Below are 25,657 nucleotides of genomic sequence, written 5' to 3'. Positions count from 1 at the left end.
CACCCGGCGCGGCATTGCGGTCGCACTCGCCGTGGCCGAGATGTTCTCCCGGCAGACCGACCTCGAAACGCTGCAGGCGCGCAATACCGCAGCCCCGCTCGAAGGCGCTGACGCGGACCGCTTCCGGCGGCTGCTTGCGGCCTCGGCCTATGTGGCGGCCTTCACGCTTGCGGCCTATCTTCTCCAGACCGTCGACGGCGAGAGCGAGCCGGTGGCGGACACCGCGGAGCCCGATTACCAGTTCGACACCCCGCAGGATGCGCTGAAATCGATCGTCGCCGCGCTCGACCAGGCGATCGCCGGCGCGCCCGACGAGAGCGCGATGACGGCGCGGGCGCGGGCGCTCGCGCGGGTGGCGATCGAGGGGCTTCTGAGCCGGCGCGCGCGCTTCGAGGCGCTTTCCGCCTTCGCCCAGACGCATCTCAAGCTCGAAAGCGACGGTTTCACGCTCGACGGCTTCGACGTCGCGCCCGGCGAGCGCCGCAAGCCGCTGACGATGAGCTTCAAGAAACCGAACGAGATCATCGGCAACCATCTCGCCAAGCACCAGGCGATGCGGCTCGCGCGGATGATCGTCGCCTATGATTTCGAGCGGCAGCTGAACCCCTTCGTCGAGCTCGGCGGATTCCTGTTCACCTTCATCGGCGACGGTGCGCCGGGCACCGGCAAGACCATCCTGATCCAGATGCTCGCCGGCATGATCAACGATTATTGCGAGGTGGCGGGCTACCCGTTCCACTACGAGAATTTCGGCGTCGACCAGATCTCGTCGTATCAGGGCAAGTCCGGGCAGAACTGCAAGGCCTTCGTCGATCATGTGCTCGACCCGCGTGCGATCGGCTTCGGCACCATCGACGACATCGACCAGGTTGCAGCCAAGCGCTCCGACGACCGGGCATCCGCGGGCCAGCAGGAAGTCACCGCGGTGCTGATGGAAGCCTTCGCCGGCGCCTCGACCGTCGTCCGCGGCAATTGCTCGTTCGGCATGTTCTCGAACTATCCGGAGAATGTCGACGATGCGCTCAGGCAACGCGCCGGCGCTCGCTGGCTTGTCGACGGGCCGCAGTCGCTCGACGATTACATCGACATCTTCGCGCTGCTCGCGGGCAAGAACCACAAGATCCCGCTCGGCGATCACGACTTGTTTGCGAGCCAGGAGATCAAGCGGGCGGTCGCGCGTTCCTATGACGGCCATGACCGGCCGCAGGAAGAGGGGCTGCTTGCGGTGTGGGAAGCCTTCGAGAAGGACAACGGCCGGATCGAGACCCTCGCCGATATCGGTGCCTATCTGCACCGCATCAAGCTCGCCGAGCCGCGCTTTACCGGCCGGGCGATCAAGAACATCACCGACGCGATCAAGATGCGGGCGATGGACATCGACCTGCCTGACGCCTGGTTCGAGACGGCCAGCGCCTTCATGCACAAGCCTTATGACGAGAAGCTCTCGATGATCTCCGAGCTGCGCAAGCCCTTCACCATCGAGATGGTGCTGCAGGAAATCAACCGCTACGCCGATTCCGAGTTCCGCTACACCGACCGCGCCGACGCCACCGCCGTCGACGACATCATCCGCCGCGAGCGCCAGCGCGAACGCGCGATCCGCGAGATCGAGGCGATGAAAGCCAGGGGAACCTGGAACCAGTGATCGCGCGGAGCCGGGATCTGGGCATCGGCACTCCCGGGCGTTCCGGTTTGACCCGTAATTGTTTCAGGGCCGGTTGGCGCTTATATTGAAGGCTTGGGAGCCGGAACTGGAGTCGGTCATGGACGAGGTTGGAATTGGCGAGGCTGGCAGCCGTCTCAGCGCGCTCGTCGACCGGGTCGAACGCGGCGAGGAAGTCACCATCACGCGCGACGGCAAGCCGGTTGCAAGACTGGTCGCGGCCGCGGGCGACGCCCACTCGACCGAGCGGGTTCGCGCCGCGATTGCGTGGGTCCGTGCAAACCGGACCGGCAACACGCTGGACGGCGCCTCGATCAAGGAGATGATCGAGGAAGGCCGGCGGTTTTGAGCTTTGTCGTCGACGCCTCTGTTGTCTTTGCGTGGCAGTTTCCTGACGAGGATACCACCTATCTGGAAATCGCGCGGCGTCGGCAGGTCGCGCTGGCCACACTCGACAAGGCGATAAACAGGGCGGCAAGAGAGTTGGGTATCGTGCGTATCGAAAAGCGGGTCTCGTGAAACGTCTCATCGAAAACGAACTGATCTACGGGCGGTTGATGAGTGTCGACCAGCCGCATCTGGTCGCGCGCTACAACAAGGCGCTTGCGGCCTTCGGGCTGCCGGAGACGAGGCTCGAAAACTTCCGGATCGACATGACCGGGTTCTCGCCCGAGATCGCCGAGGAACTGGGCGACGTCCAGTATCTCGACCCGAACGGGGTCAACCGCCGCTTCGTGATCCTGACGCCCGAGCAGGAGAACCTGCCGGTGGTCCATACCCAGTTTTCCAACACCGCCGGGCTGATGCACGAATTCTTCGACGGCAATCGCCGCGCCGTCTCGGCGGTGACGATCAAGGACGCGCTCTATGGCGAGATCGAGGAGCCGGTCGACGTGGTCAGCGGGGTCGAGGACCTCTTGTCGATCGAGGAGGTCCGCTTCCGGGTGCTGTCGGCGGAAAACATGCTCGGCAAGGCCACCGAACTGCGCGGCCTGATCGACCGCCTCAAGACCTCGAAGGACGGCTGGCGCGACGACGCGATGCTTTCCCGCATGGTCGAGCTCGCGCGCGAAACCGGCGACATCCGCCAGAACGCGCTGGTCCCCGACAAGCTGGTCTTTCCGCATCGCTCCTACTGGGCCAATCATTTCGGCGGGGTGTTCATCTTCCGCGACGAGCGCACCTCCACGGTGATCTGCGATCACCAGGCGCCGGGCTTCCGGCGGTCGCGGCCATGGGAAGTGAGCTATATCGACATCGCCGACCACGTCCGGATCTTCGATTATCTCTCGGGCTCCGGGCGGCTGCAGCTGCCGCGCGCGTCCTGGGTCGAGGCTTCGGGGTTCTTCACCCTGCGCGCCGAAATGGCGGTCACCGATCTGATCGGCCGCATCGATCCCGAAGCCGACTTCGCCCGTGCCGACCGGGTGTGGCTGCAGACCTGGATGCATCGCAACGCGGCGCGGATCGCCGAGGAGGGGATCTATCCCTTCTTCCAGGAGGCCTTGCGCGAGGTGAGCGCGACCGGGCAGGTGAAGATGCGCGAGGTGCGGCCCGAGCGCCGGCTGATGCTGTGCCGGGCCATGCCGGACCATGCCGACCAATGGCTCGTCAACCGGCTGCTCGCGCGGCTTGCGCCGTTCGATTTCGTCACCCGCTTCGTCTTTGACAAGCAGGGCTTTTACGAGTCCTATGACGGATATTCCGAAAGCTATCGGGCCCATGTTGTGGATGTGCTGTCGACGACTTATCTGAACAACAAGGCCGCGTTCAGGTCGCGGCTCTACGGACTTGAAGGAAACCAGGACGATGCTTGACCCGGTGATTGAGTTTTTCGAACGCATCTTCCATGCGATCGGGCGCGGCTTCGGCGTGGTGATCGCGGCAATCCTCTGGCCGTTCGTCACGGTCGCCGGCTGGTATAGCCGGCGCGGATGGTTGGTGCGGATTCCGGTCCTGGTCGTGCTTGTGCTGCTGGTCGCCGGATACGGGCATTTCATCTGGGTGGCGGAGCGCTGGACCAATTACAATCCCGATTATCCCGATCGCTACGAGTTTGCCTCCCGCACCGTGAGCCCGGGCCAGCCGCTGGATCCCGCCAATCCGGCGCAGTGCGCGCCTTCGGCAATCGTGCAGGTGACCGGAGACCTGATCGACTTCAACATCAACCAGAACACCTGGGTGCCCTCGATGCCGCTGTCGAAGGCCGGGCTGTTCGGGCTCGAGTGGAAGTACACGCCCTTCCTCGACAACAAGGCGGCGTTTCAGCTGGGCATCAACCAGGTGATCCGGCGCACGACCGTGGAACTGGTCGACCGGCTCGGCCGCGTGCGCGGCACCTCCCAGATCAACCAGAATCTGCAGAACGCGCGTCAGGCCATGGCCTATGACGAGGATGCCTGGTGGTTGACCTTCTCGCCGCCTTTCGTGCAGCCCTCGACGCCGGAGCGGCAGCGCGAAGCGCTGCGCGCGCTCACCGCCTTCAACGGGGAACTCGAAAAATGCACCGGCGAGTTCGACGCGCGGGCGGACAATCTGCTGCAGTTCCTCGACCGCATCACCGGCGACATCGGCTCGACCTCCGACATCCTGAGGCAGCAAATGGAAGCGAGCAATGCGGGATGGCTGGATGCGCGCGCCGATGACCGTTTCTGGTTCACCTATGGCCAGCTCTATGCCTATTACGGGCTTCTCCGGGCGACGCAGTCGGACTTCGCGGATGTCTACAACGACCGGCGCATCGATATCGTCTGGAATCGCACGGCGGAGCAGCTGCGCTCGGCGCTCGACATGACGCCGTTCATCATCTCCAACGGCAACGAGTCAAGCTGGATCATGCCGTCGCATCTGGCGACGATGGGGTTCTACGTGCTTCGGGTGCGGTCCAACCTGGTGGAAATGCGCGACATTCTCGAGCGCTGACCGGCCGAGGGATCAGGCAGCGCCCCGCGGACCAAGGCTTGCCGGAGCCGGGTCTTCTGCCGCCATGCCGACGAGGCGGAGCTGGTGCGGGATCTCCTCGCAGAGGCCGACCAGTTCCTCGCGCCCGGTGACGGCGAGGCGGTAGCGCGCCGTCGAGCGGACATGGATCGCGCCGCGCGGGCGGATCAGCCTGAGCACGGTGTGAAAGCCGGTCTTCTGCGATGCCGCGTGTTCGATCAGTTCGAGCATCAGGCCCAGGTCGTCGGGGTGAACCCGGGAATAGGCTTCGGTCAGGTTCACCGGTCCGCTCGTGTAGAGCATGTCGTAGAGATCGAAATGGCAGCGCGACCAGAACACATGGCCGGTTTCGAGGTCGGCGCGCCAGTATCCGACCGTGGCTGGCGCCGGCGAGGCGAGCCCGGCCCGGGGGGTGCAAGCATCGGCGATATCGGCCGATGCGGCGTCGGCCTCTGAGACGACAAACCTGAACACGGGACAGTCTTTCCGACGGAGAAACCCGCTCAGCTGATGAGATGCAGCCGAAGCGCCTTGGCCACCAGATGCGTGCGGTTCACGCAGTCGAGCTTGCGCATGGCGCTGGTCATGTAGGAATTGATCGTGTGATCGGAGAGGGAGGTGATCGCGGCGATCTCCATGGAGGTCTTGCCGCAGGAGGCCCAGTGCAGGATCTCGAGTTCGCGCGCCGTCAGCGACGCGGATGCGGATTCGGTCTGCGCCTTGAGCTTCGAATAGACGTCATAGGCATGCATGACGACGATCCCGAGCTCGCCCAGTTCGTTGCGGCTGAGAAGCGGGCGGTTGCCCAGGAAGCCGACCACGGCGCGTCGTCCCAGGGTGCCGTGAACCGGGAAATACACGCTCATCGACAGCCCGTGGCGCGCGAAGATCTGCAGCGCCCCGTCGACCTCCTCGGGCGGACGGCCAAGGCTCGCCACCTTGGTGCTCCACATGACCGGGGCGGTGGACCGGCGCAGGCCCTCGAACACCGGGGAGTTCTTGAGCAGGCCAAGCTCGTCATATTCGTGCAGGAAGCCTTCCGGCAGGTCCGACAGGACGATGCGGGGCGACAGTTTCTCGTCGAGGGCGGCCGGGATGTTGATCACCATGAAGCCCTTCAGATCGAAATCCGCGACCACATCGCGCAAGAAGTCTGACAGCTCGGCTTCGGTCTTGAGCGCAGTTACCCTGCAAAGCAGATCGGGAGGGCTTTCCATCGCTTCTAACTCCGTCATGACAACCAGATCCCAATCCTCCAGAGACTTAGCCCACAACTTGCTCAGGAGTGGCAGTAAGCTGAATTTGTTGCGGTTCTGGAGACTATGCACCGCAGGAAACAGAACATCCAGATGAATGTAAACATTCACACGGGTATTTTACCCGTGTTTTTGACCTCTTCCATGACCGCATAGGTATGGGTCTCGCGCACGCCCGGCAGCGAGAGGATCACTTCCGCGAGAAACGCCCGGTAGGCCTCCATGCCCTTTACCCGCGCCTTGACCAGATAGTCGAACCCGCCTGCGACCATATGGCACTCCATCACGTCGTCGGATTTCTGGACAGCCCGGGCGAACGCATCGAAAATGTCGGGTGTGGTCTTGTCGAGTTTGACCTCGACGAAAACCAGCATTCCCCGGTCAAGCCTTTCGGGCGAAAGCCGCGCGGTGTAGCCTGTGATGTAGCCGTCCCGGTTGAGGCGCTTGAGCCGTTCGGCGGTGGCGGTCGGCGAAAGGCTGATCTTCTCGGCAAGTTCGAGATTGCTCAGCCGTCCGTCGTCCTGGACGGCGCGGAGTATCTTTCGGTCGATTCGGTCGATTTCCTTCATGAAATCTCCGTGGAATAAGCATTTTGCAGTTAAAAAACCCGTATATTTGCCAATATATGGGGAGAAATGCGGCATATCAAGCGATAGCTTGTGTCATCCACGGGAGAAAGTCATGGAAGCCACATCTCAGCCACCTCTGACGGCCTTTCACGCGCCGCATGCGCCGGATGACGACCGGCTGGTCACCGAATTCTGCGAGACCCTCAGTTTCACCGAGGAGCAGAACCAGGCGATCGACGCGCGCGCGACCCGGCTGATCAACGCGATCCGCTCGGAAGCCGGCCAGATGGGGGGCGTCGAGGATTTCCTGCGCGACTACGGCCTGTCCACGCGCGAGGGGCTGGCGCTGATGGTGCTGGCCGAGGCGCTGCTTCGCGTGCCCGATTCCATGACCCAGGACCGGCTGATCGAGGACAAGCTCAGGGAGGGGGGCTGGAGCAGCCACGAGTCCAAGGGCGACACCTGGTTCGTCTCGGCCTCCGCCTGGGCGCTGGCGATGTCGGCCCGCGTGATCGATCCGGGCGAGACGCCCGAAGGGGTGATGCGCGGTCTGGTCAAGCGCATGGGCATGCCGACCGTGCGCACCGCCACGCGCCAGGCGATGCGCTTTCTGGGCCACCATTTCGTGCTGGGCGAAACCATCGAGGACGCGCTCGGCCGCGCCGCCAAGAACGAAACCCGCGGCTATCGCCATTCCTACGACATGCTGGGCGAGGGCGCCCGCACCCGCGAGGATGCCCGGCGCTATTACAAGTCCTATGCTTCCGCCATCACCGCCATCGGCAAGGTTGCCGCCAAGCGCTCGTCCCGTCGCACGCTGCCCGACCGCCCCGGCATCTCGGTCAAGCTGTCGGCGCTGCACCCGCGCTATCTCGCCACCCACCGCGACCAGGTCCTGGCGGAACTCGTTCCCGATGTCGTCAGCCTGGCGCAGATGGCCAAGGCGCACGATCTCAATTTCACGGTGGATGCCGAGGAGGTCGACCGGCTGGAGCTGTCGCTCGACGTGATCGACCGGGTGTTCGCCGATCCCTCGCTGGCGGACTGGGACGGTTTCGGGCTGGCGATCCAGGCCTATCAGAAGCGCGCGCACCAGGTGGTCGATCACGTCGCCGCGCTCTGCCGCCAGCATGAGCGGCGGATGATGGTGCGGCTGGTCAAGGGGGCCTACTGGGACACCGAGATCAAGCGCGCCCAGGAGCGCGGTCTCGACGGCTATGCGGTGTTCACCCGCAAGGCCGCCACCGACCTGTCCTATCTCGCCTGCGCGCGCAAGCTGCTCGATCTGCGCGACGTGCTCTATCCGCAATTTGCCACCCACAATGCGCTGACGATCGCCACCATCCTCGAAATGGCCGGGACACCGGAGGGCTTCGAGTTCCAGCGGCTGCACGGCATGGGCGAACAGGCCTATGAAACCCTGCGCAAGGGCAATGACACTGTGGCATGCCGGATCTATGCGCCGGTGGGCGGCTATCGCGATCTGCTCGCCTATCTGGTGCGCCGGCTTCTCGAAAACGGCGCCAACACCTCCTTCGTGGCGGTGGCGGGCGACAAGTCGGTGCCGGTCGAAACGCTGCTCGAACGGCCCGACGTCAAGCTCGGCCTGGCGGACGGCAAGACCGCCCACAACAGCCGCATCCCGCTGCCGCCGGCGATCTATCCCGACCGCGCCAATTCGCGCGGGCTCGAATTCGGCGACCGGTTCCAGCTCGCTACTCTGCTCGAAGGCATGTCCAAGGCGACCCAGACCGTGGAGGCCGGACCGCTGGCGCCCGGCACCGGCGGGGAGACGCGCGAGATCCGTTCGCCCTCCGACCCGACCAATGTGATCGGCACCGTGCGGTTTGCCGATCCGGACGTGGTCGACAAGGCGGTCGCCGTCGCGGCCAGGGGGTTCCGCAGCTGGTCGCGCACCGATGTCGGCATCCGCTCCGCGGCGCTCGACCGGGCCGCCGATCTGCTCGAAAGCCGACGCGACCGGTTCATGGCGCTCCTGTCCGCCGAAGCCGGCAAGACGCTCGACGACGGCATCGCCGAAGTCCGCGAGGCGGTCGATTTCCTGCGCTATTACGCGGCGCGCTCGCGCGAGATGTTCTCGGACATGCGGGCGATGCCCGGCCCCACCGGCGAAAGCAACCGGCTGGGCTGGCGCGGGCGCGGCGTGTTCGTGTGCATCTCGCCGTGGAATTTCCCGCTGGCGATCTTCCTGGGCCAGGTGTCGGCGGGCCTTGCCGCGGGCAACGCGGTGATCGCCAAGCCGGCCGAGCAGACCCCGCTGATTGCCCATGAGGCGGTTTCGCTGATGCATGAGGCGGGCGTGCCCAAGGACGTGCTGTTGTGTCTGCCTGGCGCGGGCGATGTCGGTGCGGCGCTGACCGCCCATCCGAAGATCGGCGGCGTGGCCTTCACCGGCTCGACCGAGACCGCGCGCGCCATCAACCGCACGCTCGCCGCCAAGGACGGGCCGATCGTTCCGTTCATCGCCGAGACTGGCGGATTGAACGCCATGATCGTCGACGCCACGGCGCTGCCCGAACAGGTGGCCGACGATGTGGTGATGTCGGCGTTCCGCTCGGCGGGCCAGCGCTGCTCGGCGCTCCGGCTCCTGTTCGTGCAGGAAGATGTGTGCACCCGCATGATCGGCATGATCGAGGGGGCCGCGCGCGAACTCAAGATCGGCAACCCGTCCGATCCCGCCACCGACATCGGTCCGGTGATCGATGAGGCCCAGCGCGAGATGCTGGCCGGGCACATCGCCGCCATCTCCAAGACCGAAACGCTGATCTATGCCGGGGAGGCGCCGGACAAGGGCCTGTTCTTCGCTCCGCACATCGTCGAACTCAGGGACGCCTCGGCGCTCGACTGCGAGGTGTTTGGCCCGATCCTGCATGTGGTGCGCTACAGGGCGAAGGATCTCGACAAGGTGCTCGATGCCATCGACGCCACCGGCTTCGGGCTCACCCTCGGCGTGCATTCGCGCATTGAGGCCACCGTGCGCAAGGTCGTCGACCGGCTCGACACCGGCAATGTCTATGTCAATCGCAACATGATCGGCGCCGTGGTCGGCACCCAGCCCTTCGGCGGCTCCGGCCTGTCGGGCACCGGCTTCAAGGCCGGCGGCCCGCACTACCTGATGCGCTTCGCCCAGGAACAGGCGGTCTCGGTCAACACAGCCGCCGCCGGCGGCGACGCCGGGCTGATCGCGATGGGGGATGGGTAACGCGACAAGGCCCCCCGCGCTCATCGGCGCTGGGGGCCGGGCTCAGGACTCGGTCCAGCCCTTGCAATTTTTATCCAGGAAATCGAAGGAAGCGATGCAGAGGCGCATTAGCCGTTCTTCCTCCTCCGGTTCCACCTCTACCCCCTCGCTGGGCTCAACAGGTGACGTCTCGGCTGACGGCGGGTCCTCGGTGGCGGCAGCGGCGGGGTAGACAACCTTGCTCATGGCGACGGTTGCTTTCGCCAGTTCGAGCCAGGCATCCCGCAGGTAAGGCGGCTTTTTGTCGTTTGCTTTGGAGGTTTTGATAAGCAGCAGATGCAGCTGGCAGAACAGGAGGCAGGCATGGATGCGCTTTTCCGCCAGTTCCAGAAATCCGCTATCCGTTGGGTCCAGGCGGTTGAAGTCTGACCGTGTGACAATCAGGTAGTGGCTCGCATAGATGGTCTCCAGGATATGGTTGACGATCGATTCGTCCCGCCCCATGTCCGAAAGCCGCTGCAGTTCCGACGCCATCAGCGATTGCAAGGCCAGCGATACCTCGAACTCGTTGGCCTTCTTGTCCTTGTAGAAGAAGCTCAGGCAATCCGAGAGGCTCTCGACATCGAGAGCCAGGCCGGGATGCTTCCGGCTTTCCTCGATCAGTTCCATCACCTTGAGCTTCGCGGATGTCAGGTTGTACCGGTAGACATCGACGCGCAGCCGGCGCGCCAGCGCGACAAGGCGCAAGCTTTCGAGCTCTTCGGTCGCGAGCTCCGCATTCATCACTTCGAGCGCCAGGTTCAAAAGATGCTCGTTCTCGTCGAGCGAATGCGCGGACTGGGCGAAGGGAAGCCGCAAGCGCCTGACAAGGAGGTCGCACATCATGCCGGTCAGGCCGTCGGTCCCTTCCGGGATGCGTTCCAGCTCGTCCCTGATCTCGACGGCGGCTTCATAAAACAGCCGTTCTGAAAAATGCCCGGTATGGGCGTCGGCCTGGCCGTTGGTCGTCAGCACCGCGGTCGGGGTTTCAGCCTCCAGGAAAGCGCGGTCGCATTCGTCCTTGAGGAAATGCCGCGCTATCTCTTTTGCCAGGTGCGTCGAGAACGTGATCCCCTGGATGCTGGCGATGCAGATCGCTTCGCGCACGGATTCCGGGACGGATTCGTCCATGAGGCGGGCCATCACCACTTCGTGGATATGGAAGGACTGCCCCATCAGCTTGGCCAGACCGGCCTCGGTCAGTGGCTTTTGCAGGTCCCGCTCGACGAAATAGCTGCGCTTTGTCTGGAGCAGCTTGATGATCTGCTCGAGATAGCGCGCGTTGCCGCCGGTCTTGCCGATGATCTGTTGAACCTGCTCGTCTTCGAGCCCCGGAAATTCATCGACAAGGGTGGCGACCAGCTCGAAGTTCGGCTTGAGGAAGATGTCCACGACCGCGTCGTCGCCTGGCGGCGGCTGGTCAGGGGCTGGCGCGGAGGTGACCAGATTGTACTCGCGCTGCCAGTGCGTGTTGATGATGAGAAGCGGCCATTTCTCCGCGCGCACCGTCCTGGTCAGCCTCTCGACGAATTGCTGGAAGAACGGATCCGATTTCAGGAACTGCGCATCGTCGATGAAGATGATTCCGGGCGTTCCGGAATAGCCAAGCGATTTGGGCGAGAACAGGGTGCGCAGATCCGCCAGCAGTGTGTCGCTCCGGTCGGCATATTCCTCGCCCGCAAGTTCGGCGCGCTTCGGCGCCTGACCGAATTCCCGTTCCTTGCGGATGATCCTGACGGTGGAGAGAACCGCTCCGCCGACGCTGAGGAACGTGTCCAGCCCGATCAGGTTGGAGGCGATGTCGATGCCCACTTCGCCCCAGACCTTGACCAGGTCCATGCGGGTTTCGACCATCTTCTGCTTCGTGCTCATCGAGATCAGGTGCGGCATCGCGTACAGGTCGTGCGCGGCCAGGGTCGAGGGCACGATGGCATTCTCGGAGGTGACGTCCGGCAACCGCAAGCCCCACCAGAAGAAGGGAATGGGGTGGCTGAAGTCACAGGCGTCGAGTTTCGGGTTGAGTTCGAGATTGTTGCCGGTCTTCGACAGGTGCGGGGGCCAGTAGCGGTTTCCCTGGGCGATGTGGAGATTGCTCAGCCAGCCGAAGAATTCGAGCACAAGCCGTGTCTTGCCCAACCCCCGCTCGCCGATGACATTGATGGTTTTGGGTTCGCTGAACCCACTTGCGCTGAACTCGTTCCAGCATTGCTGAAGCGCTGCCAGCTCCGCGCCGCGGCCTGAAAATTTCATGATGTCACATACCCCCCATCGCGCTCTGCGCAACAAGGTGTAGTGGCAAATTCGACCATTTGCGACCGGTTTGCGGCTCGAGCCCAACCAGCGCGGCCGCTCGGGAAGACGGAATCCGGGGGAGATCGGCCCGGAATCGCGACCGGTGAGGGGCCTGACCTATGGCCAATTTGTCGCAAATCGCGCATTGAGCGTCCCCTATCATGCAAGCATCCGCTTCGCTTTCGGGCTCTAGTCTCGGCCGGCGCGCGCGGGGGATGCGCGGCCGAGTGGGAGAGGAAACCAGATCATGGCTAAGTTCACATCCGATATCGAGATCGCGCGGGCCGCGCGGAAGAAGCCGATCCAGGAGATCGGCGCGAGGCTGGGCATCGCCGCCGAGGATCTCGTCCCCTACGGCCATGACAAGGCCAAGGTCTCGGCCGGCTTCATCGCCCGCCAGCAGGATAAGAAGAACGGCAAGCTGATCCTGGTGACCGCAATCAACCCGACGCCGGCGGGCGAGGGCAAGACCACCACCACCGTGGGGCTCGGTGACGGGCTCAACCGCATCGGCAAGAAGGCGATGATCTGCATCCGCGAAGCCTCGCTCGGCCCCAATTTCGGCATGAAGGGCGGGGCTGCCGGCGGCGGCATGGCGCAGGTGGTGCCGATGGACGAGATGAACCTGCATTTCACCGGCGACTTCCATGCGATCACCAGCGCCCACAACCTGCTCTCGGCGATGATCGACAACCACATCTACTGGGGCAACGAACTCGAGATCGATTCCCGCCGGGTGGTCTGGCGCCGGGTGATGGACATGAACGACCGCGCGCTCCGCGACATCGTCGTCAATCTCGGCGGCGTCGCCAACGGCTTTCCGCGCCAGACCGGCTTCGACATCACGGTCGCATCCGAAGTCATGGCGATCCTGTGCCTGGCCCGCGATCTCAAGGATCTGCAGGCCCGGCTCGGCGCCATCGTCGTGGCCTACCGGCGCGACAAGAGTCCGGTCTATTGCCGCGACATCAAGGCCGATGGCGCGATGACGGTGCTTCTCAAGGATGCGATGCAGCCCAATCTGGTGCAGACGCTCGAGAACAACCCGGCCTTCGTGCACGGCGGCCCCTTCGCCAATATCGCCCATGGCTGCAATTCGGTGGTGGCGACGACGACGGCGCTCAAGCTTGCCGACTATGTGGTGACAGAAGCCGGGTTCGGGGCGGATCTGGGGGCAGAGAAATTCTTCGACATCAAGTGCCGCAAGGCCGGACTCAAGCCCGACGCGGCGGTGATCGTCGCCACCGTGCGCGCGATGAAGATGAACGGCGGCGTCAAGAAGGACGATCTCGGCACCGAAAACATCGAAGCCGTCCGCAAGGGCTGCGCCAATCTCGGCCGGCACGTGCAGAACGTGAAGAAATTCGGCGTTCCGGTGGTGGTGGCGATCAACCACTTCGTCTCCGACACGGAAGCCGAGATCCAGGCGGTCAAGGACTATGTCGCCACCCTCGGCACCGAGGCGGTGCTGTGCAAGCACTGGGCGCAAGGCTCGGCCGGGATCGAGGATCTCGCGCACAAGGTGGTGGAACTCGCCGAATCCGGCCACGCCCAGTTCGCGCCGCTCTATCCCGATTCGATGAAGCTCCTCGAAAAGATCGAGACCATCGCCACCGAGATCTACCATGCCGGCGAAGTGGTGGCCGAGAAGTCGATCCGCGACCAGCTGCGCCAGTGGGAGGAGCAGGGCTATGGCGAGCTGCCGATCTGCATGGCCAAGACGCAGTACTCGTTTTCGACCGACCCGAACCTGCGTGGCGCGCCGACCGATCACACGGTGCAGATCCGCGAGGTCAGGCTGTCGGCCGGTGCGGGCTTCGTGGTCGTCATCACCGGCGAGATCATGACCATGCCCGGCCTTCCCAAAACCCCGTCCTCGGAAAAGATCCGCCTCAACGACCAGGGCGAGATCGAAGGCCTTTTCTGACGCCCCGGCGGGCGGCGCCGCCTCATTCGCAGAGGCGATAGCCGCCCCGGCGGGCGGCGATGTCGAAATGCAGATGGTCGGCATGGGCCTTGTTGGTGCCGGGGCCGAGCACGGTGGTGAAATAGAGGCAGGCGCCGCCGCGCACGGCCCGCTGGAATGCTTCCTCGATATTGCCGTCGCCGGCCCGTGGGGTGATGCCGATCGGCTTTCGGCCTTCGAAGTCGAAATCGACGATGTCGATGGCGTTGCCGATCGCATGTTCCGACATCTTGCCGGTGGAGGCGTTGTTGCGACGGCGGCAGACATAGGTCGAGCCGTGGTTGATCCGGGTCAGGGTCACGTCTCCGGGCAGGGCGCCGACGGCCGGGACCACCGTCTCGGCGGTCCAGCGCGCGAGCGCCAGGGCTGCCTCGCAGCGCAACTGCGAGGCCGGCGCCAGCGTCACGCCGCGCGCGATCGTGTCGATTCGGTAAGGGGCGGCGATGGCGCAGCCATTGTCGCCGGCGACCGGCTCCAGCCGCTTGAAGGTCGCGCCGAGCTTGCGCAGCTCCGCTTCGCAGGCCGCGAGCGCGGCCTCGTCCGGCTTGGGGGCCGTGATGGTGGGCAGGGCCGGGGGCTGTGCGGCGGATTTGTCGGGTTTGGCAGGGGGCGCGTCATCGGTCTTTTCCGGCGCGGCGGCTTTGGGCTCGGTGCCGTCGGCCTCGCGGCGATCCGGATCTTCCGGACGCGGCTGCGGCACCGGGGGATCTTCGGCAAGCGCCAAGGGATCGCGCGGGTTGTCGGCGGGAAGCGGCCCCTTTTCGGGAAGGTCGAGGCCCATGCCTGCGAGCAGGATGAGGGGAAGCGCGATAAGCAGGACAGGTCGCATGGTGAGTTTCCCCGGCAAAAGCCTGGAAGCCGGCCGCGCGTGCGGGGTTGCGGGCCGGTGTTCCGTTTGGCCTTCTGCTAGTTGGTCACCGGCAGGCAGGTGGGCGACCGTGTCGCGTCCGGCCTCATCGCGACGATATGGGCGCTGGCATGCGCGGCCGGCGCCGATTGCTGGGCCGATTGCTGGCAGGTGAAGATGTCGGCCCGGAGCATGTCGGCGTCGAGCGGCATGGTGTTGGCTTTGACATAGGTGATCGCCACGGCGAAGGCGGCAACGACGAGTGCAAGGGTGAGCTGAAACCTGTCCATTTTTCCCATTCCCGTTCAGGTGGCCCCGTTTATGCGGCCCGGTTTATGCGGCAGGGGCGTCGATGAGGGCGCCGAATGGGAAGACAACGCGCAAAAGCCGGGAAAGATGCATCCGCGTTAACTTTTTTTAACGCGGCGCCGGCGTGCTGGCGACGGCGGGCGCAGGAGCGCAAAGGCGCCCCCCGAAAGACAGGTGCTTTTGGCCACGGCATTGGCCGGAAACGCCGTGCGCTTGGGGGCGGCGCGCACGGGTGCGCGCCGGATGGGCCGACAGGCTAGGAGGCCGCTTTCGGGCCTGGTTTTGCCTTGGTCGCAGGTTTCGCCCTGGTCGTCTTGGCTTTCGCCTTGGTCGCGGGCCTGGCTTTCGGGGCAGGCTTCGGTTCTGGAACCACTTCGGGCGCGGCCCTCACGGGATCCTCGACCGGGGCCGCCTCGGCCACGGGTTCGCCATCGGCATCGTCGATTTCACGCACGACCTCGATCCGGGCATGGGTCACGAAGGCCGCGACGGCGCCCAGAATGGCGAGCCACGGCGCGGCAAGCGCCACGGCGCCGCCGGCGACCACGCCGAAGGTCAGCGGCGTTTCGAACAGGATGTCCCCGTCCGACGCCTTCAGCCGCAGCTGCCGGACATTGCCCTGCTTGAGCAGGTCCTTGACCTTCTGCACGAGCTGGTTGCCCATGACTTCGATTTCTTCGGTGAATGTTCTCTTGGTGTTGCTGCTCTTGTCATCCATCGGATGTCTCCTTGCAGTCGAAAAGCCCAACCGCGATGGATCCAAAGGACGGGTGGACGGATCGTCCCCGATGGCCATCGACAGGCCTTGCAAAGACATGGGGACGACCATGATGCTGCGCAAGCCGGGAGGGTCCGGCGCGGCAAGCGGTCGCATCTCGGGCGCGGCGGGGCCACGCCCGCGACATGTTCTGGTGGAAAGGGCCCGTGGAAGGGGAGCCCCCGGGCTTTCCTTCTCCGTGCCGCTCTGGTGAGCTGGGCGGCAGACCAGGTCGCCCCCGCCGTCATACGCGCCGGGGCGGTTTTCCATGGAACGAGACGCCGATACGGGGGTTAAACGTGCAAGACAAACAGGACAGGCGGGGCATGACGGACGTTTTGCAGTGGAATCGGATGAGGGGTTGGCTTGTCGAGGGGATCCGCACGGGCAATGCCCACCGGCTGCCGGTGGTGCTGTTCGCGGTGCTGACGCTCGGGGTCTATGTGTTCATCGAGATCGCCGAGGAAATGGCCGAAGGCGAGATGCGGCGGATCGACGAGCTCTTGTTCCTGAGCTTCCGCGTGCCGGGCGATCCCTCCACGCCGCTCGGGCCGGCCTGGCTGCAGGAGACCGCGGTCGAGGTGACCTCGATCGGCGGCTATCCGCTGATCATCCTGACGCTTGCCGCGGTAACCGGCTTCTTTCTGGTCACCCGGCGCTATGGCGCGGCCGCCTATGCGGTGCTCTCGGTCGGCACCGGTGCGCTGCTGAGCCAGGTGCTCAAGCAATATTACGGCCGGCCGCGCCCCGATCTGGTCGAGCATCTGGATACCGTGCACACGCTGAGCTTCCCGAGCGGCCATGCGCTGGTCACCACCGTTGCCTATCTCACCATGGCGTCGCTGGTGATCGCCCATGTGCAGGACCGGCGGGTGCGGGCCTATGTGCTGTTCGTCGCCATTTGCGCGGCGCTGCTCGTGGGGGTGAGCCGCGTCTATCTGGGCGTTCACTGGCCGAGCGACGTCGCCGCCGGCTGGGCGCTGGGCGCGGCCTGGGCGAGCCTGTCCTGGCTGATCCTGCATCTTCTGGTCCAGCGCCGGAAGCGCCGCGGCACATCCACGGAGGCCCCATGACCCGTTCTGCCCCTGACATCGCCGGCTGGCGCGACTGGTTCAAGCGCTTTGCGCGGCTCGGATATGGCGCCCGCGCGGTGGTCTACCTGCTGCTCGGCTTCTTCACGGTGAGCGCGGCGCTGACCACCGGCGGTGGCGGCGATACCAAGGACGCGGTCGAATTCATCACCCATTCCACGGCGAGCGCGATCTTGACGCCGCTCCTGATCATCAGCCTTGCGGGCTATTGTTCCTGGCGCCTGGTGCAGGCGGTGTTCGACACCGATGATCACGGCCATGGTCCGAAGGGGCTTGCGGTCCGCGCCGGGCTCGCGGGCTCGGCGGTGACCTACGGCTTCCTGCTGCTCTACACCTTCTCGCTGTGGTGGGGGGCGAACCTTGCCTCCGGCGGGGGCTCGGGCAGCGGATCGAAGGAAAGCTTCGCCGCCGCCGCGGCCGCCTTCATCGGCGCCGGACCCGTGTCGCTGATCCTGAGCGCGATCTTCGTGACCGTCGGTGCGGCACATATCTGGAAGGCGATCCAGCGCAAGTATCGCGACCATATCGAGGCCTCCGAATCGATCATGAAATTCATCGATGTCGCGGCCATCGGCGGGCTGTGCGCGCGCGGCCTCATCTTCTTCATCATCGCCTTCCTGTTCCTGCGGCTGGGGCTCGCCGGCCAGCGCGGCGAGGCAAGTCTCGCCGACGCGCTCGGCTTCATCTCCGGATTGCCGTTCGGCGCCTGGCTGCTCGGCGCCACCGGCGTCGGCTTCGTGCTGTTCGCGGTCTACTCGCTCTCCGAGGCGATCTGGCGGCGTCTCGATGTTGATCTCGATTGAGACGATTTGGCCCGCGCATATTCTCTTGATGCCGCCCGCTCGCTGCGCTAAGAGCTAGGTCATGACGATGCACGTGGCACAGAAGAACTGGTGGTGGGTCCGCTCCTAGGCGGCCTTGACCACGCGTGTGCGTTAACGATCAACAAGCCGCCCGGGACCTCACTGGTCCGGCGGTTTTTTTTATTCCCCGCCGGCCAGACTTCCGGGACGGTACAAACGGAGCTTGGAAATGGGCACGACTGTACTTTCAGACGGGGCCGCGCGCTATGTCACGCGCGGCGGGGTGAGCGTGACGCGGCGGCGCCGCGAGACGCCTTACGCGGATGCGGTATCGAGCTATGTGGATGCGCTCGACAGCCGGCGCGGCGCGGTGTTCTCGTCGAATTACGAATATCCCGGCCGCTATACCCGTTGGGACACGGCGGTGGTCGATCCGCCGCTCGGCATTTCCTCAAAAGGCCGCAAGCTGACGATCGAGGCCTATAACGGCCGCGGCGAGGCGCTGCTGTCGATCCTGGAAGGACGGCTTGCGGGCCATGCGGAATTCAAGGTGAGCGCGCGCGCGGCGCGCCGCATCGCGATCGACGTGGCGGAGCCGGACCGGGTGTTCTCCGAAGAGGAGCGCTCGCGGGCGCCCACCGTGTTTTCGGTGCTGCGCGTGATCGTCGACCTGTTCCATTCCGAGGAAGACGGCAATATCGGATTCTACGGCGCCTTCGGCTACGACCTCGCTTTCCAGTTCGACAGCGTGCCTGCGAAACTCGTGCGCCCCGACGACCAGCGCGATCTCTTGCTGTTCATGCCCGACGAGATCCTGGTGGTGGACCATCATGCCGCCAAGGCCTGGATCGACCATTACGACTTCGCGCTCGACGGGATCAGCACCGAGGGGCGCGATGCGGAGATTGCGCCCGAGCCGTTCAGGCATGCCTCTGCCGATCCCGCCCGCGGCGACCATGCGCCGGGCGAATATGCCGAGCTCGTCAAGCGCGCCAAGGAGAGCTTCCGGCGCGGCGACCTGTTCGAGGTGGTGCCGGGCCAGACCTTCTTCGAACGCTGCGAGGCGCGGCCGTCCGAGATCAGCCGCCGGCTCAAGGCGATCAACCCCTCGCCCTATTCGTTCTTCATCAATCTGGGAGAGCAGGAATATTTGGTCGGCGCCTCGCCGGAAATGTTCGTCCGGGTCAATGGCCGGCGCATCGAAACCTGCCCGATTTCCGGCACCATCAAGCGCGGCGACGACGCGATCGCGGATTCCGAACAGATCCTCAAGCTGCTGAACTCGAAGAAGGACGAATCCGAACTCACCATGTGCTCGGATGTCGACCGCAACGACAAGAGCCGGGTGTGCGAGCCCGGATCGGTCAAGGTGATCGGCCGTCGCCAGATCGAGATGTATTCGCGGCTGATCCACACGGTCGACCATATCGAGGGGCGCTTACGCGACGGCATGGACGCGTTCGACGGATTTTTGAGCCACGCCTGGGCGGTGACGGTGACCGGCGCGCCGAAGCTGTGGGCGATGCGGTTTCTCGAAAACAACGAGAAGAGCCCGCGTGCCTGGTATGGCGGCGCGGTCGGCATGGTCGGCTTCAACGGCGACATGAACACCGGGCTCACGCTCAGGACCATCCGCATCAAGGACGGGATCGCGGAGGTGCGCGCGGGCGCGACGCTTTTGTTCGATTCCAATCCGGAAGAGGAAGAGGCCGAAACCGAACTCAAGGCCTCGGCGATGCTGTCTGCGATCCGCGACGCGCGGCTCGGCAATTCCGGCTCGCTCGGCCGGCAGACGGCGAAAGTGGGTGAGGGGGTCTCGATCCTGCTGGTCGATCACGAGGATTCCTTCGTGCACACGCTCGCCAACTATTTCCGGCAGACCGGCGCGAAGGTCACCACCGTGCGGTCGCCCGTCGACGATCAGGTGTTCGACCGGATCGATCCGGATCTGGTGGTGCTGTCGCCCGGTCCCGGCAGCCCGAAGGATTTCGACTGTGCCGGGACCATCCGCAAGATCCGCGCCCGCGAGCTTCCGGTGTTCGGCGTCTGTCTCGGCCTGCAGGCGCTGGCCGAAAGCTTCGGCGGCACGCTGAGGCAACTGGCGGTGCCGGTGCATGGCAAGCCCTCGCGGATCCGGGTCGCGTCCAACGGCGTGGTGTTCTCGGGCCTCGGCAAAGAAGTGACCGTCGGCCGCTATCATTCGATTTTCGCCGACTATGCCACACTGCCGAAGGAATTCCGTGTTACCGCCGAGACCGATGACGGGGTGATCATGGCGATCGAGCATGACAGCCTGCCGGTGGCGGCGGTGCAGTTCCATCCCGAATCGATCATGACGCTGGGCCAGGATGCGGGCATGCGGATCATCGAGAATGTGGTGGCGCACATGGCGCGCCGGAAAAAGGTGGAGGCGGCCTGATGGGCGGCAGAACCCTGCAGGGAGCGCTGGCGGTATGGCTGGCGCCGGCGCTCGCGGCGGTGCTCGCCGCAGCGCCGGCCCAGGCCCAGCCCCGGGAAGACCCGAGCATCGAGCAGGGGCGCGAACTGGTCGAAATCAATTGCGGCAAATGCCACGCCGTGGAGGCGGCGGACGCCAGCCCGCACGAGGGGGCCCCGCCGTTCCGCACGCTGTCGGAGCGCTTTCCGATGGATGCGCTCGAGGAAGCCTTCGCCGACGGCCATATCTATGCCGACCACCCCGACATGCCCGAATTCATCGCCACGCCCGAGCAGGTGGATGCCATCATCGCCTATATCGCTTCGCTGCAGGAGTAGACTATTGCCGCAAGCCTCCGCCATCGTCCGCCGACTGGCCTTCTGGTCGATTCCGCTTTCCATCGGCGTGATGGGCCTCAAATTCGTGGCCTGGTATCTGACCGATTCGGTTGCGCTCTATTCCGACGCGCTTGAATCGATCGTCAACGTGATTGCGGCGCTCGCCGCCTTCGTCGCCATCGGCTATGCCCAGAAGCCGGCGGATACCGGCCATCCCTACGGCCACCACAAGGCCGAATATTTCTCGGCGGTGCTCGAAGGCGTGCTGATCGTGGTGGCGGCATTGCTTATCGTCAATGAAGCCATCGACGGCTTGATGGCGCCCAAGCGCATCGAGGCCCCTGTGTTGGGTCTTGCCGTCAACGCGCTTGCCGCGCTGGTCAACGGATTGTGGGCCGCGGCGCTGCTGCGGATCGGGCGGCGGCATCGCTCGCCCGCGCTCGAAGCCGACGGGCATCACATCTTTTCGGACGTCGTCACCTCGGTGGGCGTGATCTTCGGGCTCGGCCTCGCGCTCGCCTTCGACCAGCCGCGGCTCGATCCGCTGCTGGCGCTGATCGTCGCCGGCAATGTGCTCTGGCAGGGCTGGAAGGTGATCGGCTCCTCGGTCGACGGGCTGATGGACCGGGCCATCGACCCGGCCGACGAGCAGCGCATCCAGGCCATCATCAAGGCCGAGGCCAATGGCGCCATCGAGGCGCACGACATCCGCACGCGGGTGGCCGGACGCGCTTCCTTCGTCGAGTTCCATCTGGTCGTCGATGGCTCGATGAGCGTCGAAAAATCCCACCGCATCTGCGACCGGATCGAAGCCGCGCTCCGCGAGGAACTCGAGGGTGTGCGGGTGATCATCCATGTCGAGCCGAGCCACAAGGCCAAGGACGAGGGCGTCAGGCTGAGAGAAGCCTGAGCCGATCTTGAGCGGCTGCGGCGCCTGCTGTCAGTCGCCGAAGCGCTCGAGCGCGGCGGAAAACACGCCGGGATCGACATTGCCGCCCGAAATCGTGACGATCACGTCCTCGCCCTCGATCTCGTCGCCATGAAACAGGGCTGCCGCCAGCGCCACGGCGCCGCCTGGCTCGGCGACCAGCTTGAGCCGCGAGAAGGCGAGCGCCATGGCCCTGAGCGCCTCGTCCTCGCTCACGGCAAGGCCCGGCCCGGCAAGACGGGAGAGAACCGGGAAGGTGAGGGCGCCCGGTTGCGGCGTCAGGATCGCGTCGCACAACGAGCCCGCGGTTTTGGCATTGCGCCGGATTTCGCCGGCGGCGAGGCTGCGGGCCATGTCGTCGAAGTCTTCGGGTTCTGCCGGACGCACCCTGAGCCCAGGCGCATCGGCTTCGAGCGCGAGCGCAACACCCGAGGCAAATCCGCCTCCCCCGCAGCAGACGATCATGTCCGCCTTGTCGATGCCGAGTTCGGTGGCCTGGCGGGCAATCTCGAGGCCGCAGGTGCCCTGGCCGGCAATCACCTCCGGCTCGTCGAACGGGCGGATCAGGGTGAGGCTGCGTTCTTCGGTGAGCCTCGCGGCGATCGCGTCGCGGTCCTCGGTGGCGCGATCGTAGAGCACCACCTCGGCGCCGAGCGCGCGGGTGTTGGCGATCTTCTGGCGCGGCGCGTCGGACGGCATCAGCACGACCGCAGGTGCTCCATGGCGTGCGGCGGCGAGCGCCACGCCCTGGCCGTGATTGCCGCTCGACATGGCCAGCACGCCCTTCGCCCGGAGTTCGGGCTCCATCGCGGAGACCGCCGACCAGCCGCCGCGGAACTTGAAGCTTCCGGTGTGCTGCAGGCATTCGGGCTTGATCCAGACGCGGCGTCCGGCGATCTCGTCGAGGAATGGCGAGGACAGCAGCGGCGTGCGCCGGACCTTGCCTTCGAGCCGGCTGTCTGCCGCGCGGATCATGTCGATGTTCATCGGGTCGCTTCCTCTGGTCTCTCAGGGTTCAGTCCGGTCGCTGACGCCGGCCGGGGCACAAAAAACGCCGCGCAACACGGGTTGCGCGGCGCCGAACTTGTGTGAAGGCTCAACGGCTGCTCAGGCGGCGGCGTTGTAGAGCCTGTTGGTCAGCACCGGTGCGCCCTCAAGGCGGCGCATGGTCTTGGCAATCGCCAGCACGCCGAGATCGGCCAGCGGCTCGACGATGATGACCAGCATGTAGGCTGCGCCGAAGGAGGCGATCTGCGCCAGGTTTTCCGCGCCGAAGCCGTGGCCGTAAAGTGCCCAGAAGCCGACCCACAGGACGATGCCGCCCTGGTAGCTGGTCGACAGCGCCAGCGCCTGCTTGTAGGTGACGTCGGTATAGGCGGTGCCTGCGGGGATGATCCGCTTGGCGATCAGCGACATCGCATAGAGCGGCACCAGCAGCGTGGTGACGTTCATGCCGTATTGCGGCAGGTCGAAGGGCGCGAAGAACACGCCCTGCACCAGCAGGCCGAGCGCCAGCCCGATGGCAGCGGGGCCGCCGCCGAACAACAGATACAGCGTCGAGCCGAGAATCAGGTGGACTTCCGACACGCCCACGGCGTGATGCGGGAAGACTTCGAAAAAGGTGAAGACGCAGAGCGTGGCGATCACGGAGCGCATGACGAGCGCGGTCACGCCGCCGTCCTTGCGGATCGTGTCGAGCGCCATCTTCAGGCCAAGCCCGGCTGCGGTGGCGGCCGTCGCATAGCTCAGAACGATTTTGGCGCCATCGACGACGCCGGGTTCAATATGCATTTGAATGTCCTTTCTGCACCCATCGTGCAACAGGTTTGGGTTGGCAACCGCGGTTGCGGCCGCCACAGTCCGGGCAGGTATCCTGGCTCACGCTTTTTCGCCCGCATCCGCCTTCCCGGTTTCCCAGTGGCATCATGGATGCAGGCTCACGCTCACAGTTGCGAGGGCAGCCACGGATCAGGCCCCGTTGCGGGTCGTCCCTACCGTGTTCCCGTTTAATCCCGGAGGCTTGGCCTCCATGGAACCCGAACACTTAAACAGTATTTCGCCCGGCCCCGGATGGCAATCCGAATTTGCGACGTTCGGGGTCGCAGCATCGCCGCAGCCGTATCGCTTTCCGCGCGGTCGAGGGGGTAACAAGCGCCGCATCAGCAGCCGGGTGGCGTGGCCGGGATGACGGGCCCCCGAAAGCAACGGTCGGCGGGGTGAGCACCGGGGCTGCACCCGGCAGCGAGCGGCCTGCGGCTCTGTCGTCGCGGCCGGTCTGCCGCGCCCGGAAAGACGGGGCGCACGGCTGCCGACAGTGCCGCCGCGGGCACCGGCGCCGTGCCAGACGGTTAATCCTGTTGCCGCGGCGGGGACACCGCCGGCGGCTTTCGCCTTGACAAGGCCGCATTTGTGGGGCCTAAGGAGGCAACTGGATAGGGGCCCCTTCGGCCGCTGCACGCCGCCCCCAACGATGAGCGTGTTCTGACTCCCCTAAAGTCCACCCTGAAATTTCGCGTCGGCCAGCGGCGATGCGCCAAACCCGAACTCCTCCGATTGCGGTGAGACCGCTCTCAGGGGGCTTGTTGTTATCGGGCATGGTCCGCGACCGGCGGCGCACAGGCGCACGCCCCGGCCTTTGCCCACGAACCCGAAAGACATTCCATGACTTTTTCCGAACTCGGCCTGTCCAAGGCCCTCGTCGACACGCTTGACGGCCTCAAGCTCGTCAAGCCGACGCCGATCCAGGCGCAGGCGATCCCGCTGGTGCTCGAAGGCCGCGACGTGATCGGGCTGGCGCAGACCGGCACCGGCAAGACCGCCGCCTTCTCGCTGCCGATCCTGCAGCGGCTGGCGCCGGGCAAGCGCGCCGCGCCGAAGAAGGTGCGCGCGCTGATCCTGTCGCCCACCCGCGAACTCTCCGCCCAGATCGCCAAGAGCGTCAAAGACTACGGCCGCAAGCTCAACATGACCTCGACGGTCGTGGTCGGCGGCGTGTCGATCCGTCCGCAGATCAAGGCGCTGTCGACCGGCATCGATATCCTGATCGCCACCCCGGGCCGCCTGATCGATCTGATCGACCAGCGCGCGGTTTCGCTCAACGAGATCGAAGTCGTCGTGCTCGACGAGGCCGACCAGATGCTCGATATCGGCTTTATGCCGGCGATCAAGCGCATCCTGGCGATGACGCCGGCTGCGCGGCAGACGCTGCTGTTCTCGGCCACCATGCCCAAGGAAATCCGCGAACTGTCGTCGCGCCATCTCAAGGATCCGACTGAAGTGTCGGTGATCCCCGCCAAGAAGACCGCCGACCGGGTCGACCATTCGGTGATGCACATGCAGTCCTCATCCAAGATGGGCGCGCTGGCAAGCCTGATCCGCGAGCAGCAGGGCGAGCGCGTGATCGTGTTCACCCGCACCAAGCGCGGCGCCGACAAGGCCGCCAAGCGGCTCGACGCCGAGGGCATCGCCGCAGCGGCGATCCACGGCAACAAGTCGCAGGGCCAGCGCGAGCGGGCGCTTGCCGGCTTCCGCGCCGGCACCGTGCCGGTGCTGATCGCCACCGACATCGCCGCGCGCGGCATCGACGTGCCGGGCGTGAGCCTGGTGATCAATTACGAGCTGCCGAACGTTCCGGAAGTCTATGTCCACCGCATCGGCCGCACCGCGCGCGCCGGCGCCTCGGGCACCGCCGTGACCTTCTGTGCGCCCGACGAGCGCTCGCTGCTGCGCGACATCGAGAAGCTGCTGAAGACGCCGGTGCCGGTGGTCAAGGCGCCTGAAGGCACCTATGTCGATGCGCTCGCCGACCCCGATGGCGATTTCGCGCCGCTCAACCGCACCCAGCGCCCGCGTCAGGGCGCCCGTCCGGCTGGCGCCAAGCCGCAGGGCAGGGGCCGCAAGCCGGCGCAGGGTCAGGGGGCGAAGCCCGGCCAGCAGCAGGGCAAGCCGCAGCAGGGCAAGCCCGCAGCCGCAGCCGGCGCCAACCGCCACCATCCCTCCGCCGTGGCCAATCACAAGGGCGAGCAGCAGCCGGCTTCGAAGACCCGCCGCCGGCGGCGGAGCGGCGACCGTCGTCCGCGGCCCGAGCAGGGCGAAGCGCGGGCAGCCGTCCAGGCCTGACCTGCCTCGCGCGGACCTTCCCGCGGCTGATCTCTTGAGCCGCAGACGGTGAATGACGCCTGATGCGGCGCGGTGTGAAAACGCCGCGCCGCAGGCTTGTT

Annotated in this window: 22 protein-coding genes and 1 riboswitch; of the genes, 13 read left to right on the top strand and 9 right to left on the bottom strand. The window is 65.5% G+C overall.

From position 1 onward, the window contains the following. From AWJ14_RS00440 to AWJ14_RS00425, 5 genes are all read left to right on the top strand, one after another. On the top strand, positions 1–1,645 hold a 1,645-nt coding region (locus AWJ14_RS00440), incomplete at its 5' end, for an AAA family ATPase (protein ID WP_245304080.1). A gap of 118 nt (positions 1,646–1,763) precedes the next feature. Then, positions 1,764–2,012, top strand: a complete 249-nt coding sequence (locus tag AWJ14_RS00435; RefSeq protein ID WP_066173402.1) for a type II toxin-antitoxin system Phd/YefM family antitoxin — start codon at positions 1,764–1,766, stop codon at positions 2,010–2,012. Continuing rightward, the gene (locus AWJ14_RS22075) at positions 2,009–2,182 is read left to right on the top strand and encodes a PIN domain-containing protein (RefSeq protein ID WP_139112480.1); all 174 of its coding nucleotides are present in this window, start codon (positions 2,009–2,011) and stop codon (positions 2,180–2,182) included. Before AWJ14_RS00435 ends, AWJ14_RS22075 begins: the two co-directional genes overlap by 4 nt. Further along, positions 2,179–3,480: a DUF6638 family protein gene (locus AWJ14_RS00430; protein WP_066173399.1), complete on the top strand. Its 1,302-nt coding sequence runs from the start codon at positions 2,179–2,181 to the stop codon at positions 3,478–3,480. Before AWJ14_RS22075 ends, AWJ14_RS00430 begins: the two co-directional genes overlap by 4 nt. After that, positions 3,473–4,585, top strand: coding sequence for a DUF2333 family protein (locus AWJ14_RS00425; RefSeq protein ID WP_066173394.1), 1,113 nt, complete (start codon positions 3,473–3,475; stop codon positions 4,583–4,585). Before AWJ14_RS00430 ends, AWJ14_RS00425 begins: the two co-directional genes overlap by 8 nt. A 12-nt stretch (positions 4,586–4,597) precedes the next feature. Here AWJ14_RS00425 and AWJ14_RS00420 read toward each other — a convergent pair whose 3' ends face one another. The 3 genes from AWJ14_RS00420 to AWJ14_RS00410 all read right to left on the bottom strand — a co-directional run bounded on the left by AWJ14_RS00420 (position 4,598) and on the right by AWJ14_RS00410 (position 6,428). Further along, positions 4,598–5,077, bottom strand: a complete 480-nt coding sequence (locus AWJ14_RS00420) for a hypothetical protein (protein ID WP_066173391.1) — start codon at positions 5,075–5,077, stop codon at positions 4,598–4,600. Between the two features lie 29 nt (positions 5,078–5,106). Further along, entirely contained in the window at positions 5,107–5,838 is a 732-nt protein-coding gene (locus AWJ14_RS00415; RefSeq protein WP_083219924.1) for a helix-turn-helix transcriptional regulator, read from the bottom strand. Between the two features lie 128 nt (positions 5,839–5,966). Further along, complete coding sequence (locus AWJ14_RS00410; RefSeq protein WP_066173386.1) at positions 5,967–6,428, bottom strand: Lrp/AsnC ligand binding domain-containing protein; 462 nt, start codon at positions 6,426–6,428, stop codon at positions 5,967–5,969. 112 nt (positions 6,429–6,540) lie between these two features. On the opposite strand from AWJ14_RS00410, the gene putA reads away from it, so the two are divergent. Continuing rightward, a complete protein-coding gene (putA, locus tag AWJ14_RS00405) occupies positions 6,541–9,651 on the top strand; it encodes a bifunctional proline dehydrogenase/L-glutamate gamma-semialdehyde dehydrogenase PutA (RefSeq protein ID WP_066173384.1) in 3,111 nt (1,036 codons plus the stop codon). A 42-nt stretch (positions 9,652–9,693) separates the two neighbouring features. Here putA and AWJ14_RS00400 read toward each other — a convergent pair whose 3' ends face one another. Then, on the bottom strand, positions 9,694–12,006 hold the full coding sequence (locus AWJ14_RS00400; protein WP_171904788.1) for an ATP-binding protein: 2,313 nt from the start codon (positions 12,004–12,006) through the stop codon (positions 9,694–9,696). A 202-nt stretch (positions 12,007–12,208) separates the two neighbouring features. Between AWJ14_RS00400 and AWJ14_RS00395 the strand changes: the two genes are divergently transcribed. Then, positions 12,209–13,888 (top strand): formate--tetrahydrofolate ligase, encoded by a 1,680-nt coding sequence (locus AWJ14_RS00395; protein WP_066173379.1) that lies wholly within the window; start codon positions 12,209–12,211, stop codon positions 13,886–13,888. Positions 13,889–13,910: 22 nt separating this feature from the next. Here the strand turns inward: AWJ14_RS00395 and AWJ14_RS00390 are convergent, their stop codons facing one another. The 3 genes from AWJ14_RS00390 to AWJ14_RS00380 all read right to left on the bottom strand — a co-directional run bounded on the left by AWJ14_RS00390 (position 13,911) and on the right by AWJ14_RS00380 (position 15,801). Then, the gene (locus tag AWJ14_RS00390) at positions 13,911–14,756 is read right to left on the bottom strand and encodes an extensin-like domain-containing protein (RefSeq protein ID WP_066173376.1); all 846 of its coding nucleotides are present in this window, start codon (positions 14,754–14,756) and stop codon (positions 13,911–13,913) included. Positions 14,757–14,833: 77 nt separating this feature from the next. Next, complete coding sequence (locus AWJ14_RS00385; protein ID WP_139112479.1) at positions 14,834–15,064, bottom strand: hypothetical protein; 231 nt, start codon at positions 15,062–15,064, stop codon at positions 14,834–14,836. Positions 15,065–15,339: 275 nt separating this feature from the next. Next, positions 15,340–15,801, bottom strand: a complete 462-nt coding sequence (locus AWJ14_RS00380; RefSeq protein ID WP_066173370.1) for a DUF4342 domain-containing protein — start codon at positions 15,799–15,801, stop codon at positions 15,340–15,342. Positions 15,802–16,193: 392 nt separating this feature from the next. On the opposite strand from AWJ14_RS00380, the gene AWJ14_RS00375 reads away from it, so the two are divergent. From AWJ14_RS00375 to AWJ14_RS00355, 5 genes are all read left to right on the top strand, one after another. Next, positions 16,194–16,913, top strand: coding sequence for a phosphatase PAP2 family protein (locus AWJ14_RS00375; protein ID WP_139112478.1), 720 nt, complete (start codon positions 16,194–16,196; stop codon positions 16,911–16,913). Continuing rightward, positions 16,910–17,734, top strand: a complete 825-nt coding sequence (locus AWJ14_RS00370) for a DUF1206 domain-containing protein (protein ID WP_066173364.1) — start codon at positions 16,910–16,912, stop codon at positions 17,732–17,734. The genes AWJ14_RS00375 and AWJ14_RS00370 overlap by 4 nt, the downstream gene beginning before the upstream one ends. A 229-nt stretch (positions 17,735–17,963) precedes the next feature. Next, entirely contained in the window at positions 17,964–20,153 is a 2,190-nt protein-coding gene (locus AWJ14_RS00365; RefSeq protein ID WP_066173361.1) for an anthranilate synthase, read from the top strand. Continuing rightward, positions 20,153–20,509, top strand: coding sequence for a c-type cytochrome (locus AWJ14_RS00360; protein ID WP_066173358.1), 357 nt, complete (start codon positions 20,153–20,155; stop codon positions 20,507–20,509). Before AWJ14_RS00365 ends, AWJ14_RS00360 begins: the two co-directional genes overlap by 1 nt. A gap of 4 nt (positions 20,510–20,513) precedes the next feature. Beyond that, the gene (locus AWJ14_RS00355) at positions 20,514–21,419 is read left to right on the top strand and encodes a cation diffusion facilitator family transporter (RefSeq protein ID WP_066173355.1); all 906 of its coding nucleotides are present in this window, start codon (positions 20,514–20,516) and stop codon (positions 21,417–21,419) included. A 30-nt stretch (positions 21,420–21,449) separates the two neighbouring features. Here AWJ14_RS00355 and AWJ14_RS00350 read toward each other — a convergent pair whose 3' ends face one another. Further along, a complete protein-coding gene (locus AWJ14_RS00350) occupies positions 21,450–22,424 on the bottom strand; it encodes a threonine ammonia-lyase (RefSeq protein ID WP_066173353.1) in 975 nt (324 codons plus the stop codon). A gap of 120 nt (positions 22,425–22,544) precedes the next feature. Then, positions 22,545–23,228, bottom strand: coding sequence for an energy-coupling factor ABC transporter permease (locus AWJ14_RS00345; RefSeq protein WP_066173352.1), 684 nt, complete (start codon positions 23,226–23,228; stop codon positions 22,545–22,547). A 55-nt stretch (positions 23,229–23,283) separates the two neighbouring features. After that, positions 23,284–23,492, bottom strand: a riboswitch (cobalamin riboswitch). 606 nt (positions 23,493–24,098) lie between these two features. Here AWJ14_RS00345 and AWJ14_RS00340 point away from each other — a divergent pair. Next, entirely contained in the window at positions 24,099–25,556 is a 1,458-nt protein-coding gene (locus AWJ14_RS00340; RefSeq protein ID WP_066173349.1) for a DEAD/DEAH box helicase, read from the top strand. Positions 25,557–25,657: the final 101 nt, after the last annotated feature.

The sequence above is a fragment of the Parahoeflea olei genome (assembly GCF_001703635.1).
GTDB classification, from domain to species: Bacteria; Pseudomonadota; Alphaproteobacteria; order Rhizobiales; family Rhizobiaceae; genus Hoeflea; species Hoeflea olei.
Note: the sequence above shows the minus strand (reverse complement) of the source record. Positions and strands in the feature narration are given on the sequence as shown.

Bases quoted from the DNA above. Each gene is read 5' to 3' on its own strand.
- putA (WP_066173384.1), top strand. From the start codon at position 6,541: ATGGAAGCCACATCTCAGCCACCTCTGACGGCCTTTCACGCGCCGCAT.
- AWJ14_RS00385 (WP_139112479.1), bottom strand. From the start codon at position 15,064: ATGGACAGGTTTCAGCTCACCCTTGCACTCGTCGTTGCCGCCTTCGCC.
- AWJ14_RS00340 (WP_066173349.1), top strand. From the start codon at position 24,099: ATGACTTTTTCCGAACTCGGCCTGTCCAAGGCCCTCGTCGACACGCTT.
- AWJ14_RS00395 (WP_066173379.1), top strand. From the start codon at position 12,209: ATGGCTAAGTTCACATCCGATATCGAGATCGCGCGGGCCGCGCGGAAG.
- AWJ14_RS00360 (WP_066173358.1), top strand. From the start codon at position 20,153: ATGGGCGGCAGAACCCTGCAGGGAGCGCTGGCGGTATGGCTGGCGCCG.
- AWJ14_RS00370 (WP_066173364.1), top strand. From the start codon at position 16,910: ATGACCCGTTCTGCCCCTGACATCGCCGGCTGGCGCGACTGGTTCAAG.
- AWJ14_RS00350 (WP_066173353.1), bottom strand. From the start codon at position 22,424: ATGAACATCGACATGATCCGCGCGGCAGACAGCCGGCTCGAAGGCAAG.
- AWJ14_RS00425 (WP_066173394.1), top strand. From the start codon at position 3,473: ATGCTTGACCCGGTGATTGAGTTTTTCGAACGCATCTTCCATGCGATC.
- AWJ14_RS00415 (WP_083219924.1), bottom strand. From the start codon at position 5,838: ATGACGGAGTTAGAAGCGATGGAAAGCCCTCCCGATCTGCTTTGCAGG.
- AWJ14_RS00375 (WP_139112478.1), top strand. From the start codon at position 16,194: ATGAGGGGTTGGCTTGTCGAGGGGATCCGCACGGGCAATGCCCACCGG.
- AWJ14_RS00390 (WP_066173376.1), bottom strand. From the start codon at position 14,756: ATGCGACCTGTCCTGCTTATCGCGCTTCCCCTCATCCTGCTCGCAGGC.
- AWJ14_RS00380 (WP_066173370.1), bottom strand. From the start codon at position 15,801: ATGGATGACAAGAGCAGCAACACCAAGAGAACATTCACCGAAGAAATC.
- AWJ14_RS00365 (WP_066173361.1), top strand. From the start codon at position 17,964: ATGGGCACGACTGTACTTTCAGACGGGGCCGCGCGCTATGTCACGCGC.
- AWJ14_RS00410 (WP_066173386.1), bottom strand. From the start codon at position 6,428: ATGAAGGAAATCGACCGAATCGACCGAAAGATACTCCGCGCCGTCCAG.
- AWJ14_RS00345 (WP_066173352.1), bottom strand. From the start codon at position 23,228: ATGCATATTGAACCCGGCGTCGTCGATGGCGCCAAAATCGTTCTGAGC.
- AWJ14_RS00435 (WP_066173402.1), top strand. From the start codon at position 1,764: ATGGACGAGGTTGGAATTGGCGAGGCTGGCAGCCGTCTCAGCGCGCTC.